15 protein-coding genes are annotated in these 18,713 nt (G+C 58.7%); 2 read left to right on the top strand and 13 right to left on the bottom strand.

Annotation, left to right across the window (positions count from 1 at the left end; all coding sequences use genetic code 11):
* Positions 1-3 precede the first annotated feature (3 nt).
* Positions 4-462 (top strand): hypothetical protein, encoded by a 459-nt coding sequence (locus AB6B38_RS12355; RefSeq protein ID WP_371393163.1) that lies wholly within the window; start codon positions 4-6, stop codon positions 460-462.
* Between the two features lie 258 nt (positions 463-720).
* Positions 721-1,871 (top strand): IS3 family transposase gene (locus AB6B38_RS12350; RefSeq protein WP_371393162.1). Its coding sequence is split into 2 segments (ribosomal slippage): positions 721-973 and positions 973-1,871, totalling 1,152 coding nucleotides; the frame shifts between segments, so codons are not numbered across the junction.
* 247 nt (positions 1,872-2,118) lie between these two features.
* On the opposite strand, the gene AB6B38_RS12345 is transcribed toward AB6B38_RS12350, so the two are convergent.
* The 13 genes from AB6B38_RS12345 to AB6B38_RS12285 all read right to left on the bottom strand — a co-directional run bounded on the left by AB6B38_RS12345 (position 2,119) and on the right by AB6B38_RS12285 (position 17,623).
* Positions 2,119-3,296, bottom strand: a protein-coding gene (locus tag AB6B38_RS12345) for an IS3 family transposase (RefSeq protein ID WP_371392216.1) whose coding sequence is annotated in 2 segments (ribosomal slippage) — positions 2,119-3,044 and positions 3,044-3,296 — 1,179 coding nt in all. Because the reading frame shifts where the segments join, the coding sequence is not laid out codon by codon here.
* Positions 3,297-3,368: 72 nt separating this feature from the next.
* Entirely contained in the window at positions 3,369-3,746 is a 378-nt protein-coding gene (locus AB6B38_RS12340; protein WP_371393161.1) for a hypothetical protein, read from the bottom strand.
* Positions 3,739-5,148, bottom strand: a complete 1,410-nt coding sequence (locus AB6B38_RS12335) for an RHS repeat-associated core domain-containing protein (RefSeq protein ID WP_371393160.1) — start codon at positions 5,146-5,148, stop codon at positions 3,739-3,741. The genes AB6B38_RS12340 and AB6B38_RS12335 overlap by 8 nt, the downstream gene beginning before the upstream one ends.
* A 47-nt stretch (positions 5,149-5,195) precedes the next feature.
* Positions 5,196-5,486 carry a hypothetical protein gene (locus tag AB6B38_RS12330; protein WP_371393158.1) on the bottom strand — a complete coding sequence of 97 codons (291 nt, stop codon included), beginning with the start codon at positions 5,484-5,486 and terminating at the stop codon, positions 5,196-5,198.
* A 25-nt stretch (positions 5,487-5,511) separates the two neighbouring features.
* The gene (locus AB6B38_RS12325; RefSeq protein ID WP_371393157.1) at positions 5,512-5,901 is read right to left on the bottom strand and encodes a hypothetical protein; all 390 of its coding nucleotides are present in this window, start codon (positions 5,899-5,901) and stop codon (positions 5,512-5,514) included.
* A complete protein-coding gene (locus AB6B38_RS12320) occupies positions 5,889-10,208 on the bottom strand; it encodes an RHS repeat domain-containing protein (protein WP_371393155.1) in 4,320 nt (1,439 codons plus the stop codon). Before AB6B38_RS12320 ends, AB6B38_RS12325 begins: the two co-directional genes overlap by 13 nt.
* 173 nt (positions 10,209-10,381) lie before the next feature.
* Positions 10,382-10,594 carry a hypothetical protein gene (locus AB6B38_RS12315; protein ID WP_371393154.1) on the bottom strand — a complete coding sequence of 71 codons (213 nt, stop codon included), beginning with the start codon at positions 10,592-10,594 and terminating at the stop codon, positions 10,382-10,384.
* Positions 10,595-10,698: 104 nt separating this feature from the next.
* Complete coding sequence (locus tag AB6B38_RS12310) at positions 10,699-11,208, bottom strand: A24 family peptidase (protein WP_371393152.1); 510 nt, start codon at positions 11,206-11,208, stop codon at positions 10,699-10,701.
* Between the two features lie 424 nt (positions 11,209-11,632).
* Positions 11,633-12,810, bottom strand: a protein-coding gene (locus AB6B38_RS12305; protein WP_371392216.1) for an IS3 family transposase whose coding sequence is annotated in 2 segments (ribosomal slippage) — positions 11,633-12,558 and positions 12,558-12,810 — 1,179 coding nt in all. Because the reading frame shifts where the segments join, the coding sequence is not laid out codon by codon here.
* Positions 12,811-13,032: 222 nt separating this feature from the next.
* Complete coding sequence (qatD, locus tag AB6B38_RS12300; RefSeq protein ID WP_371393150.1) at positions 13,033-13,773, bottom strand: Qat anti-phage system TatD family nuclease QatD; 741 nt, start codon at positions 13,771-13,773, stop codon at positions 13,033-13,035.
* Entirely contained in the window at positions 13,770-14,936 is a 1,167-nt protein-coding gene (qatC, locus tag AB6B38_RS12295) for a Qat anti-phage system QueC-like protein QatC (protein WP_371393148.1), read from the bottom strand. Before qatC ends, qatD begins: the two co-directional genes overlap by 4 nt.
* Positions 14,937-15,073: 137 nt before the next feature.
* Entirely contained in the window at positions 15,074-15,571 is a 498-nt protein-coding gene (locus AB6B38_RS12290; protein ID WP_371393146.1) for a hypothetical protein, read from the bottom strand.
* A gap of 270 nt (positions 15,572-15,841) precedes the next feature.
* Positions 15,842-17,623, bottom strand: coding sequence for a P-loop NTPase fold protein (locus AB6B38_RS12285; protein WP_371393145.1), 1,782 nt, complete (start codon positions 17,621-17,623; stop codon positions 15,842-15,844).
* Between the last annotated feature and the right edge of the window lie 1,090 nt (positions 17,624-18,713).

Genomic DNA, 18,713 nt, shown 5'->3' with positions numbered 1-18,713 from the left:
CCGATGAAAATGAAAACAACATTAAGCTCGGCCTCTGTGCATTTGCACGAGAACGACAAGATTCACATATATTCTAGTCAAATATTTATATATGGCGACAGCATTGTGAGCAAAGGAAGATCTATTTTGCATATAGAAGAATTTATTTTAAGTGAAGTTTTTATCGGATTCCAAAAGTTTGTTGCTGATCAGCAATATGAAGTGGAGCTAAGTTATTTTGGGGTTGGAGCGAACTCCGCTCTTTCTGCACGAAGAGTTGAAGGAAACATTGCGCTACAAAGTAAAAATGAGCTAATGCTGATGACAGAGCGCGAAGCATTTGAGTTGATCAAGTTATTTTGGTTTCGTGATCCGGTTTCGTCCGAATTGGATAAGCTCGGCGTGTCTCTAATTCCGAACGTGGAGGGACTCTCGCTTTTTGGAGATGATCAGGTGCGAATTAGCAGGATTCCGCAAGATTAACATGCGCACCATGACCAACGATATCTGTGGCTTTATCGGCCATACCAACCAGGATGTGATGGTGACGGTCGATGGATCCCTGCCGGTCGAGGAATGCCTAATCTCCAAAGCACCGCCCCCTATCCGCAGACGCAATGTCCAGCCACTCGTACACCAGCACTGGGGTGTCCGGCGCCGATGTAAGCAGGATGGTGGATCTGACCTGAGACCCGTTTGGTCCCGCATTTGAATGGAGAGTCTGTCACAAGGAGGCAGACTATGCGCAAGAGCAGGTTCACCGAGGAACAGATCATCGCGATCCTGGCTGAGCAGGAGAGCGGCATGGCAACGGTGGATGTCTGCCGACGCCACGGCGTCAGCACGGCAACATTCTACAAATGGAAGGCGAAGTTCGGCGGTCTGGACGTGTCGGACGCACGCAAGCTGAAGACACTTGAGGCCGAGAATGCCCGGCTGAAGAAGCTTCTGGCCGACAGCATGCTGGATGTGTCGATCCTGAAAGACCTGCTGGGAAAGAGCTGACGACGCCCCAGGCAAAACGGGCTGCGGCGCGACGGGTGATCGAGACCTACGACATCTCCCAGCGCCGGGCCTGCCGACTGGTCAGCGTCGATCCGAAGACCGTCAGGCGTGAGGCCGTCCCGGATAATCCGGAGGCGCGCTCGCGCATGCGCGAGATCGCGGCCGTACGCCGCCGGTTCGGCTATCGGCGTATCGGGCTGATGCTTGAGCGTGAGGGGATCGTGATGAACCAGAAGAAGCTCCGGCGTCTCTACAAGGAGGAAGGCCTGTCGGTGAAGCGCCGCAGGGGCCGCAAGCGTGCCACCGGCACACGCGAACCCATGCTGGCACCGGACGCGCCTTCAAAGCGCTGGAGCCTCGACTTCGTGTCTGATGTGTTCGGCGTCGGACGCCGGTTCCGCATGCTGTGCGTGATCGACGACTATACGCGTGAATGTCTCGCCCTTGTGGCGGACACGTCGCTGTCTGGCGCAAGGGTCGTGCGCGAGCTGGAGCGCTGCATCCGGCTATACGGCAGGCCTGACACCATCGTGTCGGACAACGGGACCGAACTGACCAGCCGGGCGGTCCTGGAATGGCAGAACCAGACCGGTATCGCCTGGCACTACATCGCGCCGGGCAAGCCCCAGCAGAACGGCTTCGTGGAGAGCTTCAATGGCAGGCTTCGTGACGAATGCCTCAACGAGGAGGTCTTCGACAGCCTCGCCCATGCCCGCCGGGTGCTGGCCCGCTGGCGCCACGACTACAACCATCACCGGCCTCACTCATCGCTGGGCGGGCTCACGCCCGCAGCGCGCCGGTCGCTAGAGCTCGCGGGGGACATCGCTCCCGGCGCGCTCGCCAGCCCTCAAACCATGCACTATGAAAGGATCAGACTCTCGAAATAAGTGAGGGACCCGAGGGTCTCAGGTCAGATCGCACGTCGTGCGGGGCATGTTGCTCGCTCGCGGTGAAGGTCCAGCGTACGGCGTGTGACGGATAGTCCGGGGCGGATGCCTGGCCCCGAAAGGCCGGATGAGCGGCAATAGCAGGATCAACAGAGGTGCTTGAGGACAGCAAGGTAAAATGCCCTGCGAGGCATTCTGCCTCGTCGGCTGAGAGCCCGTGACCCAGCCCCGTGATCCGGGCCGTGAGTTAGTAGAGTCTGTTCGCCTTTCTTTCTGGGTTGATGTGGTTGGTCAAGGCCCGGTGAGCGGCGCTTGCGCGTAGCTCAAGCGAACCGGGCCGGGGGTGACGTGTTCGCTCGGCGTAGACACAAGGTGCGAGCCCGCCGAGTGCGGTGTGCGGTCTCTCGGTGTTGTAGTCGATCCTCCATGCCTCGATCAGGTCGCGCGCTTCGCCGAGCGAGGAGAACAGGTGTTCGTTCAGGCACTCGTCCCTGAACCGGCCATTGAAGCTTTCCACGAACGCGTTCTGGGTGGGCTTTCCGGGTGCGATGTAATGCCACTCCACACCGCTGTCCTTCTGCCATCGCAGGATCGCGTGACTGGTCAGTTCGGTGCCATTGTCGCTGACGATCATGCGCGGCTTTCCTCGCCGCTCGATCAGACGATCAAGCTCACGGGCCACGCGCACGCCTGACAGCGAGGTATCGACCACGACGGCTAAGGCCTCTCGCGTGAAGTCGTCGACCACGCATAGCGTCCGGAAGCGCCGCCCGTCGATTAGAGCGTCGGAGACGAAGTCGAGGCTCCAGCGATGGTTCGCCGCCGCAGGCAACAGTATCGGGCGACGGGTTCCAACCGACCGCTTGCGGCCACGCCGCCGACGGACCGCCAGCCCTTCTTCCCGGTAGAGCCGGTAGACCTTCTTGTGGTTCGCATAAAGACCCTCCCGTTCCAGCAGGATGCCAAGCCGACGATAGCCGAACCGGCGGCGCTCGCCTGCCAGATCGCGCAAGCGAGCTCGCAAGGCGTCATCACCACCAGAACGCTTCTGATACTGGAACGTGGAGCGATCAAGTTCTGCAAGGGCACACGCCCGACGCTCGCTCAGCCCGTGCCTGGTCACCATGTGGTGCACGGCCTGGCGCTTGACGTCGGGCGTCAGAAGTTTTTTGAGGCGAGGTCCTTCAGGGCCGCATTGTCCAGCATCGCATCGGCCAGAAGCCGCTTCAGCCGGTTGTTCTCCAGCTCCAGCGACTTTAGGCGCTGGGCATCGGATACTGTCATGCCGCCGAACTTCGCCTTGTATTTGTAAAACGTCGCGTCGGAGATGCCGTACTTGCGGCAGACCTCCTTCGTGCTCACACCAGCATCGTGCTCCCTGAGCATGCCGATGATCTGCTCCTCCGAATAACGGCTCTTGCGCATGGTCCATCCTCTTTTCGATGGACTCTACCATTCAATGGCCGGAATTCACGGGGCTGGGTCACGATTTATAAATCAATTATCCATATAAATAATTAAACTATCATTATGTGTGTATCTAGTGCAACTAAATGCTCGTACATATTCATATGGCCCATGTAGCTCTTCTATATAATAAAGTGGATTATAATCGTAAGTTATAGTATTTGCTCTTTGAGTTATTTTTACCCCATAGTTAACAATCTCTCCAATGTTCGGTGAAATTTCGCGCGCGCGCTCAGCGCAATTAAATATATCATTCGCAAAAGGGCCAAAAATATAGGACGTGCGCCCCGCCTCATAGGCAAATGTTGCCATGGATTGGTGCATGTCTCGAAAATTGTCTAGGTTCCGTTGAATTGCAGGTTCATCAGCAATCAGAGCCAATACGATCCAATAAATAGCGTTATTCATTTGCACCTCTACACCTTAATCCGCCTGATAACCTTGGACCTGGTCGCCAATCGTGTCGGTTCCCCGCTTGGGAAGAGTCTCGATAGTAAGTCTGTAAAGTATTATCAATGAGAACATGGGGCAACGGATAGTTGATATCTTGCGTGGAAGGGCCACCACCCATGGGACTCGCTCTCAAATTTGAGCCATGTGTATGCCCGTATCCTATTGCCATAGCGCCCGGGGGTAATGCATTGCGAGCGGCAGAGATAAAAGCGCGTCCCTCAAATTGCACCACTGCGGGCCCCATTAGGACATTCCCACCGTCCACATAGTATGCCCAAACCAGCTCCCGCCCAATGCTCTGACTGAAATCTGATAGCGTGCGAGCGGCTCCGCTTTGGATCATGCTCCGCAACCAGTCTCCAGCAGTGGACCCTGATCTTCCGACCACGTCACCAGCGAAACGGGAGAAATGCTGTCCGGTTTGCGCATGGCGCCCGCACTCCAACTCCCCCTCCTGTCCATCTGCGTTTTGTAGGGCGATGGGTGTGAGGACGAGGGGGTCTCGTGGCTCTGCATGTCCGCTAAAGAACCCTGTGCCGCCTGCACGCATGCCTGATTTCGGACCGTCACGCAGCCCGCCGCTTCCCCGCACGCAAGGCACGGAAAGGCGGCCGCTTCCATTCTTGTCCGAGAAACTGGTGATACATTCCCGGCTCAGCCCCCACGGATCGGTATAGTTCACCGGATCGTTTGAGACGTATGCGTAGAGGTTTATGCCGCCTGCTTGTCCGATGGGGTCGGTCTGCATGAACCGTCCCAGGTTAGGGTTATAGACCCGGTTGCGGTAGTGGTAGAGGCCGATTTCGGCGATCCACATCTGGCCTGTATAGCCGAACCGGGACGTGTTGCCCGATCCCGGCATGCCGTACTCGTCATAGGTGTTGATCTGGACGGCCGCGCCCGAGGCGTTCGTTTCGGCGACGACCGAGCCGCGCTCGTCGGTGATCAGCCAGCGGCGGTTACTGGTGCCGGTGCCGTCATAGCGCACCAGCGGCGCATCGAGGCCCGGCCCCTGCACGTAGCGGCGCAGCAGGGTGTTGGAGGCGTCATACTCCCCGATCAGGTTCGCCCCGTCATAGAGGAAGCGCGTCGTCGCGCCTGACACCTGGGCTGTCTGATAGAGGCGGCCTGCCGGATCGTAGGTGAGGGAGACGTCTCCGGTGCCGCCGCCGGTGACGGATGTGAGCCGGTTGTCGAAGTCATAGGCATAGGCGCGCACGCCATCAGCGGTCATATTGCCGCGATCATCGTAATCGTAACTGACGCCCCCGCCGGAGAGGAAGCGGTTGAGGCCATCGACGGTGAGGGTGACATCCTGGTTGGTGTGCCCGGTAAAGGCATAGATGTCATTGGCCATGGTGCGGCTGGCCTCGCCCGCAGGCGCGTCAGCGCCGAGGACGGGCATCAAGCAAGAAGCCCGATCTGGCCGGCGGCATTATAGGTGAAGGCGAGCGTCTGGTCGTTGGCCGTACCGGCCAGATCCTGGGTGAGCTCGGTCAGACGGCTCGCCGCATCATAATCGAACCCGGTCACCACGCCATTGCCGCGCGTCAGCGAGGTCACCCGGCCAAGATTATCGTGAGTATAGCTTGCCAGCACGCCGATGCCCGAACTGGCCCCGTTTTCCCTTATGTGGGTGAGGGCGCCTGCCGTATCATAGCTGTAGGTCACATAGAGCCCGTCCGGCCAGGCCATGCGCGTGCGCCAGCCTGCAGCTGCACTATACAGGAATGGGGCCGCGGGAAAAACGATATCCCTTCTCTGCCATTCGATCTCTTACGACCCATACACGCGCTAAGCCATCAATATGTGCATGTCCAAGAACTACACTTCCCCGTCGGAGTTCAACAAGTGAACCAATTTGCACCCCGGTCTCGAGCAATGCATCGCTTAGTGTTAAAAATACAGCAGGACCGCTCGCTCCTGGTGGTATCCGCTCTTTGCATTCGATTACCGCAAAATCATAATGAATTCCATCTACATAGAAGGCTATATGTGCTCCCTCTTGAAGGCCAGACCATTCCCCCCAGCCTATCTCACTAAGGGATTTTACACTCACTGTGACGTTTACAAATAACTGGAGCCATTCTTCACGATCTATCTCTGACATGATTGAACCACCTGAATTCCACTCTGCGCAGCATCCCGATTTACAGCTGGAAGAGCTGCGTCTGAGAAATATATTGCCGTTGCTCCCGCAGATTCACCCGAAGGAAGTCCGAAGCGATCTCCCTGGGCCATCGTCGTGGGACGAATGCGGGTCATTACGATTGCTTCTACACCCATTTCGGGAATGCTCGCGAACTGTTGAGCTCCGCCTAGGCTAAGGAAGAATTCTTTACCCTCCATCATTCCGGGGGTGGATCGGAAAGCCGCAGGATTTGTCGAATATATGTTTGTAAGCTCTGCTCCGCTGACAGCGCGATAGATAGGGATATGCGGATCATTTCGTGCCCCCGGCTGTAATATCTCCAAGATTGCAAGTGGAGCAAAAAGCCGCGCTACACCGGTTAAGCTCATACCCAATGAGGGGCGAGCTGCGGCGGCTCTTGCAGGCGCTGGAACAGGTCCAACAAATGCCGATGAGCCCGAGGCGCACTCCCCCTCCTGTCCGTCTTGTCCTCCACCACCCAGTGCCCAGTTATTCTCAGCGCCGCCGAAGAAGTTGCCGCCATCACTTCTGCCGCCCCAGGACACGAAGCCAGCCCAGCCGGCCCAGCCGCCCCACCGTTCTCCTGTGACTTTTATAACCTCTATCGGGTTCTTCTGCAGCCCCCACGGGTCTGTGTAGTTTATGGGGTCGTTGCTGACGTATGCGTAGAGGTTTATGCCGCCTGCTTGTCCGATGGGGTCGGTCTGCATGAACCGTCCCAGGTTAGGGTTATAGACCCGGTTGCGGTAGTGGTAGAGGCCGATTTCGGCGATCCACATCTGGCCTGTATAGCCGAACCGGGACGTGTTGCCCGATCCCGGCATGCCGTACTCGTCATAGGTGTTGATCTGGACGGCCGCGCCCGAGGCGTTGGTCTCGGCGACGACCGAGCCGCGCTCGTCTGTGATGAGCCAGCGCCGGTTACTGGTGCCGGTGCCGTCATAGCGCACCAGAGGCGCATCCAGCCCCGGCCCCTGCACGTAGCGCCTGAGGAGGGCGTTCGAGGCGTTGTACTCCCCGATCAGGTTCGCGCCATCATAGAGGAAGCGCGTCGTCGCGCCTGACACCTGGGCTGTCTGATAGAGGCGGCCTGCCGGGTCGTAGGTGAGGGAGACGTCTCCGGTGCCGCCGCCGGTGACGGATGTGAGCCGGTTGTCGAAGTCATAGGCATAGGCGCGCACGCCATCAGCCGTCATGTTGCCGCGATCATCGTAATCATAGGTGACACCCCCGCCGGAGAGGAAGCGGTTGAGGCCATCGACGGTGAGGGTGACATCCTGGTTGGTGTGGCCGGTAAAGGCGTAGATATCGTTCGCCATGGTGCGGCTGGCGATCTGGCCGGCCGCATTCCAGGTGAAGGAGAGGGTCTGGTCGTTCGCCGTACCGGCCATATCCTGGGTGAGCTCGGTCAGACGCCCGGCTGCATCATAATCGAACCCGGTCACCACGCCATTCCCGCGCGTGATGGAGGTCACCCGGCCGAGATTATCGTAGGCGTAGGCCGCCAGCACCCCGATGCCGGATGTGGCCCCGTTCTCCCGGATATGGGTGAGGGCCCCCACCGTGTCATAGCTATAGGTGACATAGAGCCCGTCCGGCCAGTCCATCCGGGTCCGGCGTCCGGCCGCATCGTATTGATAGAGAATCGTCCCCTGCGGGGTGACAGCGGTGAGGTTCCGGCCCAGCGCATCATGGGTATAGGAGAGCGTGTGCCCCCCGGTCTGGGAGACTTGCGTCACCCGGCCCAGAAGATCGTAAGTGTAGGAGGCATTGGCCTGGCCGGACGGGGTGTTCCTCGCCGTGATCCGGTTCAGATTATCATAGGTGTAGGTGATGTTGTGGCCCGAGCGGCGCCGGTGGGTGACAAGGCGGCCTGCCGCATCATAGGTGAACTGCTCGCGGTCAGCGTTGTTGCTGGCATTGGCGCCCACGGTCTCCTGGGGGTAGCGGATCTGGGAGAGCCGGTCATGGCCGTCGCGGACATAGGTGGTGCGGTTGCTCGCCCCGTCGCGCACATAGGCGACATGCCCGTTGGCCCGGTAGTTGTAACGCGCATCGATCCCCGCCTCGGAGGTGCCATAGCCATTGCGCACGATGCTGATCTGATTGGCGGCGGTATAGGTGCGGTGGGTGATCCGGTCAGGGCCATGGGCGCCGGGCGTGCCTGGCACACACGCATCAGACGGGGGCGAGGCGAACTGGGCCGGGTTCATGCGCACCGCCGAGCATTGCAGACGGCCGTCAGCATCATAGCTCACCTGTTGGAGAGCCAGCGTGGTGGAGCCGGATTTCAGGCGGGCGATGACAGGCCGGTAAAGCGCATCATACTCGGTCTCCTGGCGCTCCAGCACGCTCATAGCATTGAGATGCGAGAGACCCGTACCCGTCACCGTGCCGCGCTCGACGAACGCCTCCTGGCCGGCTGTCGTATAGCCGATACGCGCAGCCCGGCGTAAAAGAGGCCCGCCGCCATCAGGGTCCGGCCCGATCACCCCCACAGGCCGGCGCAACGCATCGTAATGATAGTGCACCCGCGCCGCAGACCCGCCCACGGCTGGCTGGCTCCAGACCACATCGCCGACCACATTATAGCTCTGCGTCACGGTCGATGAGGGCGTGCCATTACCTGCCGCCACCGTGGTCGAGACCGGCAGGCGGTTATTGGCGACCCCGGCCGAGCCATAGCTGATCGTGGTGCGCGTCTCGTTTGCCGTGCCTACACACGAGGGCGAGGTGCCGCTGGAACAGGTGGAGACCTGCGTCAGGTGCCACACAGGAGATGGCGCTTGTGCGATATTGCCTGTGGAGTTCTTATAAAACGCATACAGCGAGGCGTAGGTATAACGCGTCTGTGGACGCGCGCCCGAACCTGATGGCGCTGGCGCGGTCACTGTCAGCACCCCGCCATGGGCCGTGTTGTAGGTATAATCGGTCCGGTTGCCGGCCGCATCCTCGGTCCATAAGGGCCGGTTGCAGATCACAGGGTTGGAGCAGGAGGACGGATAGCCCGCGCTCGTCACCAGATCGGGAAGGCCCGTGCCCGGCTTGGCGACGCGGCGCACCTCGGTGACATTGCCGCGCGCGTCATAGGTGTAGCGTACCTGATTGCCTTCCGGGTAGGTGACCCGCGTCACCCGGCCATGGCTATCATGAAGAAAGCTCGTCGTATGGCCCGTCCCGTTCGTGCTCGATACCGGAAGACCCGTCGAGAGGTTCGACACCACCACCTGCGTATGCCCCAGAGGGCTCGTCATCGTCGTGGTGCGCTGGCCGCCAGCATCAGCATAGGTGTAACTCGTGACGAGACCGTTCTGGTTGACCGAGGAGACCCGGCCCGATGCATAGCTGATGATCACATCGTCGCTTGTACTGCCAGGGTGGCGGATGCGGGTGACATTCCCGTTGCCCGCGCGCGTGATACGCGTCACCCGGCCGAGCGTATCGGTATAGGTACGCTCGGTGGAGCTGACATTCTGGAAGGTCAGCTCCGGCCAGGTCTGTGAAAAGCTGCATGAGGAAAAGGCCGCCGCCGGCTCACAATAATCCTGCGTCAGGTTAAACAGGGTGACCCCGGTGGCATTCCACCATTCCGGCATGGTCTGAGTGAGGTTCCCGCCCGGATGGGAATCGCGCTGGTAGTGCACGTGCAACTGATAGCCACGATTGGTCGTCACCGACTGCAGGCGGAAATACGTGTAAGGGATGATGACCGGTTCCGGCCAGGAGGCAATCTGCTCGAATACCGTGACGCTGCGGTAGTGATAATCCATCCGGCTGCCATTGGGGCGTGTCACCGAGACGATATTGGCCTGGATGAGAGCGACACCGCTGGCATCACCCAGATTGGCCTCGTCGTACTCCACCACCGTGCCGTCACTCAGCGTGTAGGTATAGATCCCCGTCGAGCTGCTATATGTCAGCGTCGTGCCGCTCGGCCTGTTCGGGGTGAAAGTACTGCCCGACTTGGTGAAAATCTCGGCACCGCCACCCAGGCTGATCGTGTATTGCGTGCCGCTCACCCTGACCGATCCCATCAGGCTGTGACGCCAGTCATTGCCGGTGAATATCTGCGTATAGCTCAGCCCCCCGGCATCAGGGTCGCCAATGGATATGACCGGAATCGCGGCCTGTAACAGGCCGGTGGCCATATCCACGCCATTATCGTCAAAGGCCGGGTTGACCAGCGGAAAGGCATGACCCTCCTCCGGCAAGATCTGGGCCTGCACAGCCTCTGCAGCAAAAAGGAAGGAGGCGATGGCAGCCATCAAACTGGCCAGGCGTGGCATCGCTCGAAACGTAGAAAACGTCCGTGTGAAAAATCCCGCAGCAAGCAGCCCCATTCCCGCAATCCCCGCTTTAAATCTGAAAACAAACCCAATCTGAAATTGAACCAGCGGACATACGCCCGCGCGCCCAGGCACAAAAAAAACGGAGCCCGCTAGGCTCCGGTCACCTTCTTGCGTATCCGGTTGAGAGCGGCATCGTACGTGTATTCGGTGCGGATGCCGTGATTGACGCCGCCGCTACGCTGGACATCGACCAGCTGGCCACGCGCGTCATAGGTGTAGGTTTCCGTGGTGGTTCCGCCAGACTGCGCCGAGACAGCCACAGAAACAGCCAGCACCAAAGGTGAAAGGCAGGGAAAAATCATCAATCACGCCCCCATAACTGAATGCATCAAAGCGTCTTGCAACCTGACGGACAGGTCAAATTAAAATTTATGCCTGGGGCCAACTTTCCGCCAAGCAGCAGAAATCATTGCAAGTCTCCATATAAAAGCAAGCGCCGGAAACCTGCGACATCACCCTCGACCCCGATCAGGACCAGCCATGTCAGAAAAATGCCCACCGCCAGAAACGGACCAAACGGAATCAGAGAGCGGCGAGAAAACGGGCGGCGGGTAAGGACCGTGCTGGCTGCGGCAAAGGCAAGGCCAGACAGGGACGCAAGAGCAACAATCAAGGGGAGCATGAACCAGCCGCACCACGCACCGCCAGCGGCCAGCAACTTGGCATCACCTAAACCCAGAACCGTCCGCCCAGTCGCTAGCCGATAGGTGTAAGTCAGCCCTGCAAAGAACGTGAAGCCTGCCACGGCGCCAATGAGATGATCCGTTAACGGCCAGCCCAGCAGGACAGTCATTATCAGCCCGGCGCCGGTCAGTGGAAGCGTCAACATATCGGGCAGGCGCAAATGCCGGACGTCTATGATCGAAAGCGCAAGCAGGGCCGCAATCAGCAGCAGGCTGGCAGCAATGATGAGCAAACCACCACCCCCTCAAGACAGGTTGCCCCCCTAAAACCAGACGCGGCGAAACCTGCCCAGCCAGCATGGACGCTCAAGCGCTACTCCGTAAGCCCCTTTGCATGACGGGATGGCCAAGGTGCAGCCCTTTACCTGTCGCGTGTTTTCCTGTCATATGCTCGCATAAGATGCAAAATAAGCTTCAAGGGTTGCGTGAGAGACGAATTGCTACACATGATTGATTCTGACGGGGCAGTTGACCGGGTTGGGATTTTGGCCGGACGGGGCGAAGAGGTAACCAGAAAATTCTCGTTGCCCAGTTTCGGGGCGAGCGTTCAGCTTATTGCGTCGCACCGCGGACTCTCGGCCGAGCAGGAGCTGATCGAGTTCCTGGGACTTGCACGTCTCATGCAGATTGACCCAGCCCCGTGATCCGGGCCGTGAGTTAGTAGAGTCTGTTCGCCTTTCTTTCTGGGTTGATGTGGTTGGTCAAGGCCCGGTGAGCGGCGCTTGCGCGTAGCTCAAGCGAACCGGGCCGGGGGTGACGTGTTCGCTCGGCGTAGACACAAGGTGCGAGCCCGCCGAGTGCGGTGTGCGGTCTCTCGGTGTTGTAGTCGATCCTCCATGCCTCGATCAGGTCGCGCGCTTCGCCGAGCGAGGAGAACAGGTGTTCGTTCAGGCACTCGTCCCTGAACCGGCCATTGAAGCTTTCCACGAACGCGTTCTGGGTGGGCTTTCCGGGTGCGATGTAATGCCACTCCACACCGCTGTCCTTCTGCCATCGCAGGATCGCGTGACTGGTCAGTTCGGTGCCATTGTCGCTGACGATCATGCGCGGCTTTCCTCGCCGCTCGATCAGACGATCAAGCTCACGGGCCACGCGCACGCCTGACAGCGAGGTATCGACCACGACGGCTAAGGCCTCTCGCGTGAAGTCGTCGACCACGCATAGCGTCCGGAAGCGCCGCCCGTCGATTAGAGCGTCGGAGACGAAGTCGAGGCTCCAGCGATGGTTCGCCGCCGCAGGCAACAGTATCGGGCGACGGGTTCCAACCGACCGCTTGCGGCCACGCCGCCGACGGACCGCCAGCCCTTCTTCCCGGTAGAGCCGGTAGACCTTCTTGTGGTTCGCATAAAGACCCTCCCGTTCCAGCAGGATGCCAAGCCGACGATAGCCGAACCGGCGGCGCTCGCCTGCCAGATCGCGCAAGCGAGCTCGCAAGGCGTCATCACCACCAGAACGCTTCTGATACTGGAACGTGGAGCGATCAAGTTCTGCAAGGGCACACGCCCGACGCTCGCTCAGCCCGTGCCTGGTCACCATGTGGTGCACGGCCTGGCGCTTGACGTCGGGCGTCAGAAGTTTTTTGAGGCGAGGTCCTTCAGGGCCGCATTGTCCAGCATCGCATCGGCCAGAAGCCGCTTCAGCCGGTTGTTCTCCAGCTCCAGCGACTTTAGGCGCTGGGCATCGGATACTGTCATGCCGCCGAACTTCGCCTTGTATTTGTAAAACGTCGCGTCGGAGATGCCGTACTTGCGGCAGACCTCCTTCGTGCTCACACCAGCATCGTGCTCCCTGAGCATGCCGATGATCTGCTCCTCCGAATAACGGCTCTTGCGCATGGTCCATCCTCTTTTCGATGGACTCTACCATTCAATGGCCGGAATTCACGGGGCTGGGTCACGTATAATCCACCCTCTTTTCAATGGACTCTACCATTCAATGGTCCAGGTTCACGGGACTCCGTCGGCCTCATTGTTTCGCTTTTGTTTTTAAACTTATAGTAGCGTGGACTTATCTCGGAGAAGGCATACGGACCAGCACAGAAAGCATAGACAGGAAAGTTAGGGCTCAGCAATCTGCGCCGTCAAACGGCGTAGGTTGGACGCCAATTGAGCCTGCACCACCTCATCAGTCACGCGCCATATTGAAGTGAGTTCAGAAACTGCAGCCCAGGAGTCCACCGGCTGTAATGGGCGACTCTTGTCTCTGGCGAAGGGGCCATCGGTTTCGGTTAGCACGTGATGCTTGGGCATACGCAACGCCAGTTCCCGCCCCTTTTTGGAGCGAAGCATTGCTGGACCAACGCTGAACCAGCATCCTCGGCGGATAGCGGTCTCCAACTCGGATGACGTGCCGCTGAACCAATGTAGAACCGGAATGCCAGCGTCACCGTGCTTCTTGAGAGACTGAAGAACTTCCGCAGCTGCGTTGCGACTGTGAATGGACATGATGCGTCCGCCTGCTTGGGTCGCCGTTTTCAGAATCGTCTCAAAGACTTGAACCTGACGATGTTGCATACTTCGGTACTTTGAGCTTCCGTCCAGTCCGATCTCACCGAAATACCGCGTTTCGCGAGCTAGCGCCTCAAACAATGGAAGCTCCTCGAAACGCTCGTGCGCGAGCTCCGGATGCAGTCCTAGCGCAGTGCGAATTCGGGGGTAAGGGCGAGCAAGTTCAGAGGTTTTGCGCCATGCCCTTGGAGTTGTGGTTACCGAGAGCACAAAAATTCGCGCTCGCCCTGCATCCTCCGCTGCAAGTTCCGGGTCAGGGTAAAGATCGAGATGGCAATGGAAGTCGATCAAACTTTCAGTCCTGTATCTCGCAAGAAAGCTGCGACCTCCGCCAACCCTCGTCGGACCACGTCCTCTAGGACGTTGCGGCGGGCGATATCTTCCGGCATTGGTCCGCTCTGCGCCACCCAGCGCGATAGATTGTTGTTCTGTGCCCGGGTTATAGCGGTCATCATGGAAAGTAGGTCATCCCTATTTTCCTCATCCGCCAGAACGGCATGGAGATCTGGAAAGGTGTATTCGGTTTTGTCATCGACATTCGCCGCGTATAAAGATGAGCGTCGGATCAGACAAGGCACGCATCGACCACATTGCTGTTTTTTCCGTTTCCACTTTCCACAGGACACGGTCGCGGAAGCGAAGGACTCGAATCCGGGAACCGCTACCATGTTCTTGGCCATCTCGCCCTTCGTCATGGCCTCGAACGGATTGATGATGTTCGCCCGGAGGTCGACTCTGTTAATTATTTGCTGGAATTTCGACAGATAATGTGGGTGCGTCGTGCGCGTGCTGAGGCTGCCAATTCGGCGACGCGTAAGGGGCGGGTTTAACGCGATAAGCCCGTTTTCAGGGACACGCAGGTCGATCATTTTGCCTTTGAATTCGCTAACGGTATCGGCAGCTAAGACGCCGAGCGCCAAAAAGATAAAGCTGCGGGCGCGCATGCTGTCTTCGTGTTCCGTGTCAATCTGAGGGTGGACATTGACGATAAGCCGCTCGGGCTTTGCGGGAAGAAGCTTTGCCACTGCATCCTGGTAGGTCGCATCGCCGCGATAGGCATGACTGACGAGAAGGGGCCGCTCTCCGGCGCTCATCGCTGCCAGTGTTGCGATCCCGCTGTCTAGCCCGCCGGAGAACAGAGAGACGAAATCGACTTTTGATATGTTCGCTTGGGCCCTCCGATCCTTGATATCAAGCCGAGTAGGCGCTCGTTGACCGCCGTCTTTCAGCTCGAGCCGCCACATGTCGCCGGTAAGAAACCCCAGCATGCGCTCGAGGTCATTTGTGAATGGCTTCCATTGCTGCGGTCGGATCAATGGAACATGAAGCTCAATATCTCGGGCCCAGCTATCGTCCGCATCTGCGCGTCTGATAAAGGTGTCAGCTGCGGTGACCGCTAAGGCGATAGAGAGCAGATCGACGGCGGCAGTGCGGGGCGCAGCACCCAAGCGCATCAAAGCATCTCTTGCCTGGTTCCCGATCGAGCCGGTCCCAGCACGAACTGGCTGGCTCCCGTAGAGATGGACATAGACAGTGCCTGGGACATCGACCAGTGGGATCGCGTTTGCGTCCACATGACAAATAATACGAGTCATTGTTGGGTAGACCACTCGGTCCAGATATCGTCCATGGCTCGGCGCTGTAGTGCCTCGACCTCGAGCCGGGAGGCATGTGCCAGTCCATCCGCGAGAGCCGGCGCGAGGTGACGATCTACTGCGGCCCGAATGAGATCAAGGAACTCGGACTCGGCTTCGATAGTTCGTTCCGGGCTTTCGGACTTATTCCACGCGTCTCCTGCATCATTGGTTATTTCTTGGAAGAGAACTTGGGCGTGAAACTCCACAAGTAGTGCAATGATTTGATCAGGCGAAAGTGCGGTCGGCTCAAAAAACTCAACATCAGGGAGAGCCTCGATAATCGCGGCGAGCATCGCCGTTCGGATGAGGTCTCTATCGGCGTTTTCAGGTGCGAGGAGCTCGGCAATGGTTTCAGCGCATTGCTGGAGAGGCTGGCCCAGTAACGCTGAGAGATCGGTCCCGTTTATCTCAGCTGTGCCGGTTGTCGCCAGCTGCCCCAGAACGTCGATCAACGTACCACCAGCGGTATATGCTGGTCCAAAGCGCCGGGGCCCAACGCTGACACCGCCTGTCGCGTTCCGTGCGTACTTTCCGAGTGCGGAGTTGAACGAGCCCAGGCCCGCTCCTGCTACTGCGCGACCAAACTCTGTCCGGAATCCACGAAAGCGCTGGCCTTCGGGCTGCGGCAATGGCTGATCGGGATTAGCGTCGGCATGGGCTGGAACCAATGGTCGATCACTTGACCGCCCGCCTCTCGATGAAGATGTCCCCATGTTCACTCCCTACTTCGCGGTATTTTTCCACCAGTCGGCATCTTTGAGCATCGTCGACATCCAAGGTGGCAACCGGGACAATTGTAGCGAACGAATAAATCTCGCCAAAAGGAATCCCGCCTCTGGTGAGCGAGATGCAATCAAGGTCGCCCCGCGGAAGTCGGATCGAGCCTTGGCCCAATCCGAATTCTTGCGCATCTCAGCAATGACCGCTTCCATGAGAGCTACATGTTCTATGGCTGGGACCGCGTCCAAAGCCTCCTTTGCAGCAGGTGATGCTATCGTCGCAACCTTCAAAAGAATGTCGACGGCCGCTATTAGCGCGGCAGATGCCGAAGAAGTCGCGATCTGGACGGGCACGGTCTCACGCGCGAGGTAAACTGCCGGACGTAAGTCGACGCCCGACAGGCGCGGCTCAAGGATCGCCCAATCTTTTATAAACGGTAGATGGTTAGTCCAAGCTTCCGGCAACGTATCGGTCGCGGATACCGGCTGGTTTTGTTCGATGCGGCGTAGCGCATCTGGCTTGCCTCCCTCAGCCTGATTGATCAGCGTATGAAGCGCTAGGGATGCGGCCTCGTCCGTGCATCGCTCGAACAAAGCGAGTTTTGCGATAACGGCGTCGTCCAACGGCATGGATCGCCGCCGCGCGATTGAGGACCGCATCCGAACTACGTTTAGGAGCCGTTTAACGATGCGCGGATTGCCTGATACTCGTGCAGCCTTTGCCAGCAACGGCGCCATTCGGTCGGCCATGCTGAATGCCTGCTGCAATTCCTCATCGCCACTTCGGCTGAGCCTGCTCAGAGCAGAATCGACTGTTATTTGCTCGTCGGATTGCCAAGTTCGTTGCAAGTTGCCGATCAGAGCTTGCCGCAGGCTCTCTAGTTTCTCTGGTTCGACCTTGGATCGGCTTGCATAGAGCATGAATAGGTAGGCTCTGACCTCCTGCACCCCTACCCGAGGAACGCGTACTGGGACCTGGATCAGTTTGTCCAGATAGTCGGAGACATGCCGCTTGGCTGGATTACTGAAGTGCTGGGCCACCGCGTGCCGGATCATATCTTCATCAGCCGCGACGACAAAGGCCGTGCGTGGAATGAAGAGAAATAGCCGTACCGCCTCCAGTGTATGTATGGCGTTGGTGGGTAGACATCGGTCTAGATTATCGATGAAGACCACTAGCTGACGGTCCAGGGCACCCAATAGATCCCCGAACTCCTTTCGGAAGGCATCAATTTCATCAGGCGGTGTCCGATCAGACTTTGGTCCGACGAGCTCCGTCAGACGCTCCCGTACATCTTCGGCCGCGGTGCGGATAGCTTCGATATCTTTGGCGTCTGCTTTACCTTTGGCGACATCTCCCAGAGCCTCGACGCCTCGTGCCGCAACGCCAAAGGCCGGTGCGCCGAAGGCGAGCGCGCCAACTTCTGCGGCCAAACCCAGAAGTCTGAGCTTGTTGACCCGTTTAATGAGGCCTACGGCCTTGTCCTTTAGGGTTTCTGGTGCTGCCGCATAAAGCGAGCGAGCAATCACTGACATCAATGCCGCGCGGGCATCATCGAAATCTTGATAGAGCCAAGCATCGAACTTGACGATGATGGGGGGCGAGTCGGCAGCTGCGAGCTGCGCCTCCACTAGATTTAATGTGCTGGATTTGCCTGTACCCCATCCGCCGAAAACGCCCAGCGAGATGGGTAGAAGATCGGGGTCCGTGATAAGTTCGGTGACCAGCTCCGCAATTTCGGAGTAGTTCAGATAATCGACATCGGTTTCAGCATCTGCCCACATTTCGAGACCATGTCATCGGATCCGTGCCGATGCTACCCTAAGCCTGCTTCCAAAGCATGTGGGGAGGTGAGGGCGTTAAGAGCGCAATCAAATTCTGTTCCCCAGCGCACCGGGATGCGCGCTCAGCGTACGTCCCTTACGGCGGCGATATGCTGCGAACTGGTTTTGTATGCCGCTGCCGCTGATGGCCGGATTGACGCCAATCCGGCGGCGTCTTTTCCAATGAAAAAGACCCGGACTAGCTGGCAAGTTAGACTCCGGGTCTCTCTCATCGCGTTCTAGAGAAACGGGGGTCGGGCGAAAGCTCAATCCCCACTCCCTCAGTCTATCCCATCCCCAGCCTTTTGTGAACCCGCTGTGCCTTGCCAACGCCTTCCCGGGAAGTGGCGGCGTAAGCCCACCGGTATCGACGCGCAGGGCCGTATGGCGCTGTGAGGTGCGCTGATCGCCGGGGACTAGTTTTTTGCGTCCATTCTCTCCGGCAAATCCACTTTGGCGGGGATGTTTTTCGGGCCAGCTCGTGGGCCGTTTGGGCTTCGTTTTTGGGCATGGTGCGCGACGGTTTTCTTCCGCTTACCCGGAGCGGTTTTTTCGCGGCACCGGGTGAACGCGCGCACGCGACATGAGCGCCCATTTCGGCCCGCCGCGATCCGCACCGATAGAACGCTGACGTGTTCACATCCCTATGAGGGGTGTGATCCTCTCCCGTCCAGACGGAGAGGTTGGTCGCCATGCGTACCGATCCAGTCTTCGCCACCGGCAATATCGCGACAACAGTTCTGACGATGTGGCCCCGTTCCCCTTTGCGACTGTTAGCCGGTACGGGCGGCTGCGCCGCCCGCGCATCAGCGCATTGGTTTTTTATCACACAGTATGCACGCCGTGCCGTCTTGCTGCGCAAGACGAAAAGGAACTGTTATTACATGGACATATGCGATACGCGACTTCAGGGCCAAGGCGACAACGCCTTAAGGTCCGAATGGGACGTTTTTCTGTACTTCAGTAAATTCAATGGCTTAGGTTAGGCCGCTGGCGGCCCCCACATGGGCCGGTCCCGGCCTCCCCCAGGGCCGCACGCGGCCCTCCCCCT

Source organism: Glycocaulis abyssi (genome assembly GCF_041429775.1).
Taxonomy (GTDB): Bacteria; Pseudomonadota; Alphaproteobacteria; order Caulobacterales; family Maricaulaceae; genus Glycocaulis; species Glycocaulis abyssi.
This window is presented reverse-complemented; position numbering and strand designations above follow the sequence as displayed.

Coding starts and splice junctions, on each gene's coding strand:
- qatC (WP_371393148.1), bottom strand. CDS start 14,936: ATGCGCTTGGGTGCTGCGCCCCGCACTGCCGCCGTCGATCTGCTCTCT.
- AB6B38_RS12355 (WP_371393163.1), top strand. CDS start 4: ATGAAAATGAAAACAACATTAAGCTCGGCCTCTGTGCATTTGCACGAG.
- AB6B38_RS12335 (WP_371393160.1), bottom strand. CDS start 5,148: ATGGCCAATGACATCTATGCCTTTACCGGGCACACCAACCAGGATGTC.
- AB6B38_RS12325 (WP_371393157.1), bottom strand. CDS start 5,901: ATGTCAGAGATAGATCGTGAAGAATGGCTCCAGTTATTTGTAAACGTC.
- AB6B38_RS12330 (WP_371393158.1), bottom strand. CDS start 5,486: ATGGCCTGGCCGGACGGGCTCTATGTGACCTACAGCTATGATACGGCA.
- AB6B38_RS12320 (WP_371393155.1), bottom strand. CDS start 10,208: ATGGCTGCCATCGCCTCCTTCCTTTTTGCTGCAGAGGCTGTGCAGGCC.
- AB6B38_RS12315 (WP_371393154.1), bottom strand. CDS start 10,594: ATGATTTTTCCCTGCCTTTCACCTTTGGTGCTGGCTGTTTCTGTGGCT.
- AB6B38_RS12340 (WP_371393161.1), bottom strand. CDS start 3,746: ATGAATAACGCTATTTATTGGATCGTATTGGCTCTGATTGCTGATGAA.
- AB6B38_RS12285 (WP_371393145.1), bottom strand. CDS start 17,623: ATGTGGGCAGATGCTGAAACCGATGTCGATTATCTGAACTACTCCGAA.